General features: G+C 44.2%; 10 protein-coding genes. All 10 read right to left on the minus strand.

What is annotated here, in order from left to right; all coding sequences use genetic code 11:
- Positions 1-5 precede the first annotated feature (5 nt).
- The 10 genes from NBH14_RS04705 to NBH14_RS04750 all read right to left on the minus strand — a co-directional run bounded on the left by NBH14_RS04705 (position 6) and on the right by NBH14_RS04750 (position 13,598).
- Entirely contained in the window at positions 6-791 is a 786-nt protein-coding gene (locus NBH14_RS04705; protein WP_250817189.1) for a porin family protein, read from the minus strand.
- A gap of 100 nt (positions 792-891) precedes the next feature.
- Positions 892-1,410 carry an RNA polymerase sigma-70 factor gene (locus tag NBH14_RS04710; protein ID WP_044245988.1) on the minus strand — a complete coding sequence of 173 codons (519 nt, stop codon included), beginning with the start codon at positions 1,408-1,410 and terminating at the stop codon, positions 892-894.
- 149 nt (positions 1,411-1,559) lie between these two features.
- A complete protein-coding gene (gene trpS / locus NBH14_RS04715; protein ID WP_186960316.1) occupies positions 1,560-2,615 on the minus strand; it encodes a tryptophan--tRNA ligase in 1,056 nt (351 codons plus the stop codon).
- Positions 2,616-2,660: 45 nt separating this feature from the next.
- The gene (locus NBH14_RS04720; protein WP_186960317.1) at positions 2,661-4,106 is read right to left on the minus strand and encodes a sulfatase family protein; all 1,446 of its coding nucleotides are present in this window, start codon (positions 4,104-4,106) and stop codon (positions 2,661-2,663) included.
- 12 nt (positions 4,107-4,118) lie between these two features.
- Entirely contained in the window at positions 4,119-4,325 is a 207-nt protein-coding gene (locus tag NBH14_RS04725; RefSeq protein ID WP_250817191.1) for a hypothetical protein, read from the minus strand.
- Between the two features lie 15 nt (positions 4,326-4,340).
- Entirely contained in the window at positions 4,341-6,884 is a 2,544-nt protein-coding gene (locus tag NBH14_RS04730) for a glycoside hydrolase family 95 protein (protein ID WP_186960318.1), read from the minus strand.
- A gap of 97 nt (positions 6,885-6,981) precedes the next feature.
- On the minus strand, positions 6,982-9,132 hold the full coding sequence (locus NBH14_RS04735) for an alpha-L-fucosidase (RefSeq protein WP_186960319.1): 2,151 nt from the start codon (positions 9,130-9,132) through the stop codon (positions 6,982-6,984).
- A 141-nt stretch (positions 9,133-9,273) separates the two neighbouring features.
- Positions 9,274-10,638 (minus strand): GDSL-type esterase/lipase family protein, encoded by a 1,365-nt coding sequence (locus NBH14_RS04740; protein ID WP_186960320.1) that lies wholly within the window; start codon positions 10,636-10,638, stop codon positions 9,274-9,276.
- A 13-nt stretch (positions 10,639-10,651) separates the two neighbouring features.
- Complete coding sequence (locus NBH14_RS04745; RefSeq protein WP_250817193.1) at positions 10,652-12,067, minus strand: sialate O-acetylesterase; 1,416 nt, start codon at positions 12,065-12,067, stop codon at positions 10,652-10,654.
- Between the two features lie 46 nt (positions 12,068-12,113).
- Positions 12,114-13,598, minus strand: coding sequence for a sulfatase (locus NBH14_RS04750; RefSeq protein ID WP_186960321.1), 1,485 nt, complete (start codon positions 13,596-13,598; stop codon positions 12,114-12,116).
- Positions 13,599-13,619: the final 21 nt, after the last annotated feature.

Genomic DNA, 13,619 nt, shown 5'->3' on the forward strand with positions numbered 1-13,619 from the left:
ATTCTTTAAAACCTATATCCTACTGTAAAACTTACGGTATGATATTGTAAGCCCATATCATCGTATTTATACTTTTTACCCAATCCCAAATCGTAACCGACATTGAATGAAAAGCGTTTCACCTCTATACCTGCGTTAGCAGATAATCCCCAATCAAAACGCCTATAAGTGGAATTTTTAAACGGATTTGAAGACTCGTAGATCGATGAAAACCCCTTCTCAGACATCTCCGTTGACGAATACTTCCACTTTCCTCCAATTCCATAAGCAAAATAAGGACCGGCAGCTACATGCAACCTTATATCCTCACCAACCTTCCAGTTAAAACGGGCTAAAACAGGCAATTGCAGATAATCCCTCCGAATACTACTTTCGCTCAAACGGATACCTTCAACCTTCATATCCAGCGGAAAGCTCATTCCTCCATCCTGACCATACCCATTTAAGTATCCATAATGAAAACTATTCAAATATCCCGGTGCAAAGTTCAGATAATGATCTACCTCTTTCCCATCTTCGCCCATAACCTTACCATAGGCTGCTCCATAAAAACTTTTTCCCGTCCCCCGTTGTACATAATACAGGCCGGATTGAAGTGAAAACAATCCTGAACCAAAAGTATAACTCACAGCCGCACCGGCTTTAAAACCGACTTGTGCGGCAGGCGAATCCTTGTACTTCGTCACATTCATTCCGGCCTCAGGAGTTACAGACCATTGTGCACTAACCTCCGTCACACACATCAACATCATCATCAACATCACGCAAGATGTAATCTTCTTCATCATCATTTCTCTCATTCTTAGTGAAACAAAAACTTGTAATACCTTTTGTCTCTAAGACAGAGTTAATGGAAAAAACCCCTACTCCGGATAAAACTTTTTTCTCAGGTCACGCCAGCCCCAAGAGAAAGTTATAGATACGCACAGCTGTTTCCCGCAACGCTTTCAAAGCCTTACCCATCTGATTCTCAACCGTCTTGATTGAGATATTCAGTTCTTCCGCGATCTCCTGGTACTTCAGGCCGTCGCGTTTGGAAAGTAAAAAGATTTTTTTGCGTTCGGGAGGTAAACCATCGATGGCATTCCACAATCGGGCATCGCGTTCGGCATTATACATCTGCTCTTCTTCCGACACGTCTTCCATATCCGGGTACTGGTCGGTAGTCTGCAATTCGACCGGCTGAGTCACCAGCGACAGGGAGCGGTTGCGTACCGCCTGATACATATAGGATTTAAGATTCTCAATCAACACATTATTGATGTTCTTATCCCATACATCGGCAAAGGCTTGCTGTACAATATCCTCCGCATCATCTAACCGTTCAGTGAAACGAAGCGCAAACAAGCACAGAGGTTTATACAAATCCCTGAAATACTGTTCAAACTCTCCGCTGGAAATGATTGCCATACGTTTGCTATCTGTAACTATTCCGTGCAAAGAAAAGGAGTTTTCCTGATAGTCAAGCAATATTTCAGTTTCTTTATCACATATTTAATAAAAAGAAAGAGGTCATCCCTTCCGGAACAACCTCTTAGACTTATTCTATACAATAAATGTCAATACGGCCGGAACCCGATAATTTCACGCACTTCCGCTAATGTTTTAGAGGCACTTTCGCGGGCTTTTTCGGCTCCCATGCGGGCTACTTTCTCCATGTATTCCTCGTTGGAACGGATGTCGATAATCTTTTCGCGGATCGGTGCACAGAAGTTGTTGATATCTTCTGCCAGCTGCTTCTTCAAATCGCCGTAACGGATTTCGCAGTTGTTGTACTTTTCGTTGAAGAAATCGTATGTATCTTTCGTTGAAACGATATCCATCATGGCAAACAAGTTGGCAATCGGTTCGGGCTTCACACTGTTCGGTTCTGTAGGACCGGCATCGGTGACTGCCTTCATGACCTTTTTCTTGATTGCTTTTTCATCATCGATCAGATAGATGGCATTGCCTTCGCTCTTACCCATCTTACCGGAACCGTCCAAGCCGGGCACTTTTACAGCCTTCTCTGTCAAGTGGAATGATGCTGGTTCGGGGAAGAAATCGACTTCAAACGTTGAATTGAAGCGGCGGGCAAAACGGCGGGCCATCTCCATATTCTGTTCCTGGTCTTTTCCTACCGGCACTTTCACGGCTTTGTGGATGATGATATCACCGGCCATCAAAGTCGGGTAAGTCAGCAAGCCTGCACTTACACTATGACGGTTTCCTTCGTTGAAGATTTCTTTTTCCACGTCGCCTTCCGCCGTATTTACACGGTCGATATGAAGCATCTGACGCGCCTTATCTTTAAAAGATGTGGTACGCATCAATTCGCCGATACCGGCATTCATATTGAGGTAGAGATACAACTCTGCCACTTCACGCACGTCGCTCTGTATATAGATAGTCGCCTTTTCGGGATCGATGCCGCAGGCCAGATATTCAGCCAGGATTGTCTTCGCGCTGTTACGGATATTTTCCGGACGCGGATGCGTAGTCAGGGAGTGCCAGTCTGCAATAAAGAAAAAGCAATTATACTCATTCTGCATTTGCAGAAAACTCTTTACTGCTCCGAAGTAATTCCCCAGATGCAAATTACCTGTTGGCCTGATGCCACTTACTACTGTTTCCATTTCTAAATTCTTTATTTTATTCAAACAGCCGCAAAGATAGTAATTTTAGAATACAAATCCGTTCCAGAAAGACGAATTGTCTCTCGTTTTCTCCTGCTCCAAAGTCATTTGGTTGCGCAGTTTCTTAATCAGTTTGGCATGTTTCTTTTCTCCTGCCAGGTTATTCATCTCCCAAGGGTCGGCCTTCAGATTGAACAGTTGGGTGGTACGTACGCCTTTTACATTATATTCGCACAGCTTCCATTCGCCATCGGATACGGCACGTTGGTTATCCATGTAGCTGTAATAGAGATAATCGCGCACCGGCTTGTCTTCCTTGATGGCGGGGACAAGGCTCACACCGTCTACCGAAGAAGGGATGTTCGCACCGACCATCTCGCACAAAGTCGGGAAAACGTCGATCAGGTAACACAGCTTATCGCTCCTCTGTCCTTTGACGTCTTTGCCTGCCTGTTTAATCATCAGAGGAACACGGACACTATGTTCATACACATTCTGCTTGCCCATCAGACCGTGTTGTCCGACAGCCAGTCCGTTATCGCCGGCAAAGACGATGATTGTATTTTCATATTCGCCCGTTTCTTTCAAGGCTTTCACGATATCGCCCACACGGCGGTCCACATGGGTAACCATGGCGTAGTATTCCATGATATGCTTCTTGATTTCGTCTGGCACACGGGGAATGGCGGCGAGTACCTCGTCACGGATCACCAGTTCACCGTTGTCGAACGGATGCTTATCCATATAGTTCGGCGGCAACTGGATTTTGTCGAAGTCGTACTGGCGCATGTATTCGTCCGGCATAGTACGCGGGTCGTGCGGCGACATATAGGCAACGGAGAGGAAGAAGGGTTTGCCGGCTTCCTTTTGTTTTTCGATATATTCGACGGCATCTTCGGTAAAGATATCTACCGAGTGTTTGCCGGAGAGCATATATTCGCCTTTCTCGTAAGTAATGACATTGCTTTTTGCCCAATCTTTTACGACAGGGCGTTTATTGCTATAGTCGCAGTTGGCATTGTAGTCGTAGAGCGGTACGTTCCAGTGGTCCCACATGCCACCGAAGTAGATGCCTTTGCCATCATTGAAGCAACGGTTCATCGCTTGGTAGCCGTTATGCCATTTGCCGGTATGGAAGGAATTATAACCGGACTGCTGCAACGTTTCACCAATCAGTTTATGGTCTTCCGGAACGGTTGCCCCCTGCTTTTCCAGGGTGTAGAGATATTTACCGGTCATCAGCATGGCACGGCTCGGCATACTGACGGCGCCGGAGGTTCCGCCCATGATATGAGCGTTCGTAAAGACGGTACTTTCGGCAGCCAGTTTATCCAGATTGGGAGTGTGTATGTCCTCGACACCCAGGAAATCCATTGCTGTTCCACGCATGTCATCCGCCAGTATCAGGATGATGTTGGGATTCTTGTCGGCGGCAAACAGGCTGGTTGCTGAAAGCATGGCCGTACTTAATAAGGTTAATTTCTTATTCATAAGTGATATGTTTTATGTTATGTGCTTTATATTTATTACTACCCCGGGGTAAGTTCCTACAAGGCAGGATGTTTTCTTACTTAGTCGCCAATGTATTTTGTTGCCGACGCCCTCGGCAATATTGTTGAGGGCGTCGGCAAAGCTGTCGAGGACGTCGTTTATTTTGTCGAGGACGTCGGCAACAAGTTTTATGAGCAGGTAAATATAAATAGTTACCATGTCATCATAATTACATCAGGGTGTAACCGGATTTACCCGGTAGCTTGTTCCCGCTGTAGTCGCAAATACCGCTTCGTAGTATTCCTTTCCGTTGGAGGTGACAGGAGAAGATGATGCTATCTCCTTGCTTCCTTGTTTGATTGTTACCGGGACAGCCGTTCGCAACCGACATTCGTTTCCTTTGACGGAAAGAATAGTTGCCTCTGAGAGACTGCCTTGTTTCCATTGCATCGCTATTTCGAAATTGCCACGTGCTTTCAGGCCGGACACGTTTCCTTCGCTCCATACGTCGGGCAAGGCCGGCAATAATTGAATAAATCCGGCATGGCTCTGCATCAGCATTTCGGCGACACCGGCGGCATAGCCGAAGTTACCGTCGATCTGGAAAGGCGGACAAGCATCCAGCAAATTACTGTATAAACCTCCGCCGTTTCTTTTCTTCGGCCCGAACTGAACCGGATTGAATAAGTTCCTGATAATTTCATAGGCATGATTGCCATCCAGCAGACGGGCCCAACAGTTAATCTTCCAGCCCATCGACCAACCGGTAGCTGCGTCGCCACGCAAGTTCAATGTCTGTTCTACAGCCTTAAACAACTCAGGCGTTTTATCCGGTGTGATTTGGTCGCCCGGATAGAAACCGTACAGATGAGATAAATGGCGGTGTTGCGGGTCCTGCTCTTTAAAGTCGTACATCCATTCCTGCAACTGGCCACGGCTACCTATCTGATAAGGAAGCAGTTTAGCCAGTTTATCTTCCAGTTCTTTGCGGAAATCGGTATCCAGGTTAAACATTTCAGACATTTGGATGGTCCGCTCGAATGTTTCACGAATAATCGCCATATCCATCGTCGGGCCCATACTCAAAGCGGTTCTTTCGCCGCCGGGAGTAATAAACCAGTTCTCCGGAGAGACACCGACGGGAGTAACCAGACGGCCTTTTCCATCGTCGATCAACCAGTCGGCAAAGAATTCGGCAGCACCTTTCGTCAACGGGTAAGCTGTATTTTTCAAAAATTCCTTATCACCGGAATACAGGTAATGCTCCCACAAATGGCTGCATAACCATCCCTGTACCATCGGCCAGAAAGAGGCGGAAGGGACATTGTCGTTCGGCAGGGATTCGCGCCAGAGGGAAGTGTTATGATGAGCCACCCAACCCCGACGACCGTACATGTCGCGGGCAGTCTCTGCTCCTGTTTCCGACAATTCCTTAATCAGAGTAAATAAGGGTTCCTGACATTCCGACAGATTAGCAGTCTCTGCCATCCAATAATTCATTTCCAGATTGATATTCATAGTATATCCGCAGTTCCATGGCGGAACGACTTCCTTATTCCAGATTCCCTGTAAGTTCAACGGCTGGCCGCCGGGACGCGAACCGCTAATCATCAGATAACGACCGTACTGGAACAGTAAGGCAGACAGAGCCGGGTCAGCTTTTTCATCAAAACGGATAATACGTTCGTCGGTAGGTAAAGCCAGTTGTTCCTGGTCTGATACCAGCTTCAGTTTTACCCGGTCGAACAAATTCCGGTAATCATCCAGATGTCTCTTTTTCAACTCTTTGTAATCATAGGCAACAGCCTTATCCAATATACCGGCAGCTTTCAGAGCCGGATCTATACCTTCCAGGCTCGGACTTTTATCGTAACCGTTATAGCTGGTAGCCAGACTCATGACGAAATAAACTTCATCCGTTCCGCTAACATGTATACCTGAATCTGTGATTTCGCAAGTACCGCCTGAAGGTAAAACAGGCTTGATCTGTGCCTCAAACAACATGCCTTTGTTGTCTATCTCTTCACCGTATAATACACGTTTATCAAACTTCCGATTGCCTTTCTCATCGTACAGCTCCGGATGTTTATGTTGGTCGCCCCAGCTTTCCATCTGTTCGAACGTGCGACGTTCCACATATCCGGGAGCCTTGCCTTGCACGGCCAGACGGTCGTTCTTGCTTTTTTGTACAGCAGTCGGATGCTCCGATGTGAAATTGAGGGAAATATCAATCCCGTCCGGCTTATTACTTTTCAGGCGGACAACAATTACATTCTCCGGATTCGACGCAAAGACCTCACGTTCATATTCTATGCCGTTCTGCACATAACGCGTACCGGCTATGGCATCCGATATATTCAGGTCGCGCTTGTATTCGCTGACTTCACCGGATTTATTGTTCTTAATATGAAGATCGGCAAAAGGTTGGTAATACTGATGCAAACGTCCCAGCCAGTTTTCACATACTAGGTCGGTTGCTTCTTTATATTTTTCTTTTTTCATCAACCCCACCACTTTGTCGAACATCTCCGGGGTGACCTTTATATCTTTGAAAATGACCGAAGGCTCTCCACTGTATAAAGTATTTTCATTCAACTGTAACTGTTCCGAGTCTACACCTCCGAACACCATAGCACCTGCATGACCGTTCCCTATGGGCAAGGCTTCATTCCAGTTCTCCGCCGGGCGATCATACCATAAAGACAATGGCTCTTCCCTTGGTGTTTCCGCACACGCAACAAAAGCGAATACGAACAAAAAATAAGATAAAATGCGCATAATGATGATATTAGAATTATAATTGATAAAACAATGTCTCCGAACAACAAAAGTAGTTGTTTTCCGGAGACATCAAAAGTATTTAAGCCATTTTCAATCAGAGCAGGTCTAATTCACCTATTGTAAACTGTCCCTGTGCCATTTCTGTTATATCGAAACGTACATAACGGGCAGAGACTGACTTCTTGAAATAATGGTACCGTTTGCTCGGATCGTTAATCAAATTACCGAATTCAAAACTTTCCACCGTTCGCCAGTTTTTGCCATCATCGCTGACTTTAAAAGTTCCTTTTGTCACTCCCCCTTTAAAACCTTTGCCGGTCTGTGGTTTGTAGGCAAACCCATTCAAATCCTGATTATTACCCAAATCTAAAGCAAGAAGGGACGGATTACTACCCCCTTTTGCATCCAACAACTTCCAGTCTTTCTTGATCAACCCCAGTCGTTCACCGGACACAGTTCCTTTCTCGCCATGTAAAACAGCCACGGCTTTCAGTTCGCAACGATCCAGCTGCACAGGTTCCGTATATTCGGCGGATGCTTCAGTCGGCTCTGTTCCGTCAGTCGTATAATAGATCTTATAACCGGCGTTCAGGTTTCCGGCGGCATTCTCACCATGAGACTTCCACCCGAAGTCCTGCAATTTGGGTTCGATCGTAACCATTCCGTTCATATCCTGCCGGAAACCCAACTGAGGCGGACGGGATTTATAATAATGGGCGGATATATGGCTGATAGCCGGAGTCTGACGCGATTCCAATAAACGGAAACGAAGTTTATCGGTTGTTATTTCCGGAAAACGAAGTATACGTTTATATCCGATATTGGTGGAAACGGCAATCTCTTTCCAGGCACCGTCGATCCAGGCATCTACCGCATGTTTTTCCACACGCTCCCCATTCGTCGCAATCGCTTCCTGAAGCATGATACGGTTGATCGTTACCGGAGAAGGCATCTTAACAGTGAACTCCTTATCTTTCATCAACAAATAAGTATCCTCTTTTCCATCCAACACCTCTTTCGGTCCTTTGGCTCCAGCCAGCAAATTCGTACCATATGTTTCACGGATACGTTTACCGGTTTCCTTCAACGATTCGACATCCCTGGGAGAGAATTTCCCATCACGGTTAGGCGGTATATTCAGCAGGAAGGTCGAGTTTCCACCAACTGCCCGTTCATATATATCAAATACGTCATCGGCACTTCTAACCTGCTGATGTGTATCGTCCCGGTAAAACCAACCTTCGCGGATGGATGTATTGGTTTCAGCCTGTTGATAATGAAGATATTTTCCTTTATACAATTCGTCACGTCCACCCAATACGGCATCTGTCATATCGGCAAACTGCGTCATGGTATCCGGATCTGCCGGATAAGGAACTACATTCCATTCGGTCGGTCTTGTTCCTCCGGCTTCGTTACCACACCAGCGCACATCTTCGCGACCGAAAATAACGGCATCCGGAGCCAACTTATGAATCAGTTCTTTCCAGGCAGGATAGTTGTAGGTCTGTCCGCCTTTCCGCTTCGGATGGGCACCATCGAACCAGACTTCGTGTATAGGACCATATTCTGTCAAGACCTCAAACAACTGGTTCAGGAAATATTCATTGTAATCATCCACTACAAATTCAAATTTCGTTTGATTAGCGAACGGCCTGCCGGGAACTTCGCGCGGGATGGTCCGTTTAGTATATTTACTTAGATTTCCATATAAACCATCCGGGCTTTCTATCTGGAACAAATCGGCAGGCGAAAGATAAACACCTAACTTCAGTCCGTATTTCTGACAAGAAGCCGACAGGTCTTTCAGAACGTCTCCTTTTCCATCTTCAAAACCGGAAGACATAATCCCGTGCTTTGTGTACCTACTCTGCCACAACACAAAGCCATCATGGTGTTTCGCAGTCAGGATAACCATTTTCATCCCAGCAGCTTTCATCGCCTCACACCATTGATCGGTATCGAGCTCTTTCAGATCGAATATTTTAGGATCTTCCATACCGTTCCCCCATTCCATCCGGGTAAACGTATTCGGCCCGAAATGAATAAAAGCAATAAATTCATTTTGCAGTGCAGCCAACTGGTTCGGAGTCGGAACAACATGGGCCGCCTTTTCAATGATGAGTTCCTGACTGTCCCCCTCTTCAATCTTAATCGTATTTTGAAAAGGCATACCTCCTTCTTGCGTTTGCGAACATGCTGTAAAAAGCATTGTCCCAAGCAGAAAAGAATAGATTTTTTTCATGTGTGTGTTTATTATGATATGATAATTTGATCAAAAATACAGTATTAATCTTTGACTTAAAAATAAGTTACAAGAAAAATCAACGCAAAGGTTTGCAGAAAGGATTACCAATAATCTTTTCTAAATGTTATCTACTTACAGTTACTTAATTTCAGAAATTAATGAAAGCACATCCTTTATGTGCTGACACCATACTTCATACCCCTTTGTCGTCAGATGCAAATAATCTCCTCCGTATAGTTCCGTTTTCAACTCACCATTCTCTTGAGTAAACCAAGGTGTTGGGTTCACATACAGAACATCCCCCCAATTTTGTAGTTTCAGTAACTGATGAATAGCATCACATTTCTGCCGTCTTTCAGATTCTTTCTCCAACCCGACCGGCAATAATCCAAACAGCACAATCTTAGAATCAGGAAATTCTCTTTTACTTTCCTGAACGACAGATTTTATACCTTCCGCTATATCATTTACCTGATGTCCGGCAATAATATTATTTACACCTATTGTTATGAAAACGTAAGCCGGTTCCGATTTTCCATAGCCGCCATTCCGGATACGCCAAAGTAATGTCTCCGTTCTGTCACCCGATATGCCGGCAGACTCCCAACGCAAATGAGTAAAACAGCTATCTGCCGCGGCTTTTCCCGGTTTGTAAGTAACAAGCCGGCGGTTTCCACCAAACCCTTGCGTTATGGAATTACCTAAAAATAGAATATCCAACTTCTGCGAAGATGTTATTTGAGATATTTCTTCTGAAACAGCATGCCAATCGGCACCCTCTTTCCACCCGGCTCCGCTTCGATATTCATTTCCACATATCGGATGTGTACAAGGATTAGGATCATAATTTTCCGGCTTCAGATATTCATATAATTTTTGAGCGATCCGTCCGGCTCCGATAGAAGAAGGATGAAGGCGGTCCGGCATTAAGGATGCATCATATTCATTCCCCATCAAATCATAAAGATCTATATATTCGAGTTTTTCTTTTCGGGCAATCTCTTCTATAACCGGAACCAAAGCAGATCGAATCACACTGTCTTTTATAGGTGCTGCCTCCGGTAAAAAACAACGAAGAGGAGACAAAAGAATAATTCGTGGCTTTGAAGTCAGTTTGCTAAAACTTCGGATAAGCTCTAAATAATTTGATTTGAAATCTTGTTGATAACAAATATTCTGGGGTTTGGAATCGTTCGTTCCTAATTTTATGAAAACAATATCCGGGCTGTAGGCAATCGCCTGTTTATACGCTTCAGTCTGCACATAAGGATAATCCCCTTCATGAAAGGCTGTCGCTCCATTGCTTCCGAAATTACGTACTTCGTATTTATCCCCTAAATATACCTGCAATTGTGCCGGATAACTATTTTTCTCGCGGTTTACAATTCCAGCTCCATAGGTGATACTATTCCCGACACACGCAACTTTAATCTTTTGCCCAAAACAAAAAACTGGAGAAAAAAATATGGCAACTATAAGTAGAAAATTAACCAACTGTTTCATAATAAATACATTTCTATTTCGTTAAATGATCCTTTTGAAAGGGAGCAACCGGTAACCCTTGTTTGCTAAATATATTTCCTACTGTTGCATCATCAAAACAATAACGAACGGTAACCGGTCGTTTGATACCTGGTGCATACGCTATCAAACGGCTTTCTTTTATATTGGCTTTAGCCTCTACGAAAACACCATCCTCACCAGCTATTTGCAGACCTTTAACCACTTTGCCTGTACAAATCAATCCTTCTTCTGCATGGCTAAAAGTAAGGATTACCCGATCCTTTTCTATTTCTGCATGAGTTAGAAAAGGGCTCCGGACTTCCTTATCCGACATCCCGTAGTTTTCTTTTAATGCTATATCTCCCAACCGTATCCCAACTTCCTGTTTCCGGGCAGGATGTATATTTCCATATTCCCCGATATCATTGGTGACAACAACTTCCGTTCGTGGAACAGTACGCGCCACCAACTCTTGCGCTTCACGTATTAAAGCCGGACCATTATCGGTCGATTTATAATTATAAGGCGCAATCTGCACTTGATAAAAAGGGAATTCCTTATCAAATCCCTTACGCCAGGTCTGGATTAGTTGTTTCATCAGCATGGCATACGGTTGCGCTGCATCTCGATTGGATTCTCCTTGATACCAGATAACACCGGCAATCCGATAAGGAAAAAGAGGGCTAACCATGCTGTTGTAGAGCACTCCAGCCTCGACTGGCCACCAAGGATTCTTTCTGCTTGCTGTAAGCTTTTGTTGTTCCGGCGTATCGGGAACAAGTTCTTTCGGTATCCAAACCTCTGCCGGTGTTCCTCCCCAAGCTGAAACGATCAATCCGATCGGAACATTCAACTGCTGATGTAGATGCCTACCAAAAAAATAAGCGACGGCACTCCGCTTTTGCATGACCGTCGGTGTACAAATCTCCCATACAGCCCGGCAATCGTCTTGTAACGTTCCACTGGCTTGTTTAGCTAAACTGAAAAAACGAATATTCGGATAATCGGCAGCCCCGATCTCTTCCTGTTGATTGGTTATTCCGTTACCGGAAGCCCACTCCATATTTGATTGGCCACTGCATACCCAAACTTCTCCCAACATAACATCTCTCAACAAGACCTCATCGTTACTATTTTTCGAAAAGACCCTCAAAGTATAAGGTCCACCATAACGGGTGGTTTTAATTTTTCCCTTCCATCGTCCATTATCATCGACAACCACCGAAGTTGTATCTTCCGGTGACCAACTACCTACGATTTTCACCGTAGTACTAGCTCTTCCCCATCCCCAAATAGGGACGGAATCTTCTTGTTGCAAGACCATCTGATCCGAAAAAAGAGAAGGTAAAGAGATCGGGGTATGCGTTTGGGCCTTTACCCCTAACGAATACCCAAGAAATAAAATAATCAGACTTTTAAAACAATTCATCTTATACTATTTTTATGAAAAGAATATTATTTGTAGCAACTTAAAATCAAGGCAATCTAAAAGGTTCATTTGTCGACTTCTTTCTAGGAATAGGAGCATTCACTGATTCCAGGTATTCCCGTAATTCTTTCCGCAAAGCCTGCGCCTTATCAGGTTCTTTATCTGCCAAATTATTCTTTTCTCCTATATCATACTTCAAATTAAACAACTCTGCCCGTTGGTCTGCATAATGCCAGATCAGTTTCCAGTCACCTTTACGGATAATGCTATAAGGAGTAACATCATAAATATGAGGATAATGCCAAAAGAAAGCCCTGTTCTTATCCATTGATTTTTTCCCTTGCAATAAAGGAGATATGTCACGTCCATCCACTATTTCCATGTTTTCTGCAAATTTCGTAGCAGAAGCCAAAGATAATATTGTAGGATAAATATCTTCTATTATTACAGGAACATTACATTCTGATCCCGGTTTCGTCATCCCCGGAACTTTCACCAGCATTGGAACACGGATACCTCCTTCATACGGCGTTATCTTATGTCCTCTGAGTGGAGGATATGTCTTTACCTGATGTGGCTGACCGTTATCTGACATAAAAATAATAATCGTATTTTTCTCAATCCCCAAACGACGAACGTGTTGCATCAAATCTCCCAACGATTTGTCCATACTTTCCAACATAGAAGCATAAACAGCCTCAAAGTCAGTCAATCCCATTTGTTTGTATTTTTCAACAAAACGATTGTCTTCTTCCCAAGGAGCATGAATTGCATAATGGGACATATACAGATAGAATGGTCTTTTTTCATCAACAGCCTTTTCCATCTCATGCGTAGCCTCCAAGGTTAATGCTTCCGTCAAATTAATATCTTTCCCATGATATTTTTCCAGTCCTGGAACATCCCATTCCGGTCCGCCGTTCCGAAATGCTGCACTAAAATTGTTTTTCCCATAATAACTACCAGGCCCACCTGCTGCATGTCCTGCTATATTTACATCGAACCCTAAATTTAACGGATCCTCACCAGGAGTCCCGATAGCCCCCCAATGCGCCTTACCCACATGTATTGTTTTATAACCTGCCTTCCTCAAAATTGAAGGGAGTGTTTCAGAAACATATAGTGCATGTTCAACACCCGGTGCCATAGACATGCCATTCACATTCCACTCCGGTACGAGCACTTCTTTATTTTTAGAATAACGATCCGGAGATTGATCTTTGAATAACGTCCAGTTTGTTACTTTATGTCGTGCAGCATTTTGACCTGTCATCAAGCTTATGCGACTTGGAGAAGATAAAGGACAGGCATAAGCTTGCGTGAATTTCACCCCTTGCAGTTCCAAACGCTCCATATTCGGAGTATTATAATTGTTATTAAGCCAAGTCCTCTCTTTGTAAAAAGCGACCGAAGTCTCCTGCCATCCCATGTCGTCAACCAGAAAAAAGATAATATTCGGTTGCTCTGATTGGGCTGACAATATAAATGGAGTTATCGCAGATACCCCCGATATAATAAGTTTCTTTTTCATTTTATTCTTTTTCAAATATTA

The sequence above is a fragment of the Parabacteroides caecihominis genome (assembly GCF_023656785.1).
Taxonomy (GTDB): Bacteria; Bacteroidota; Bacteroidia; order Bacteroidales; family Tannerellaceae; genus Parabacteroides; species Parabacteroides segnis.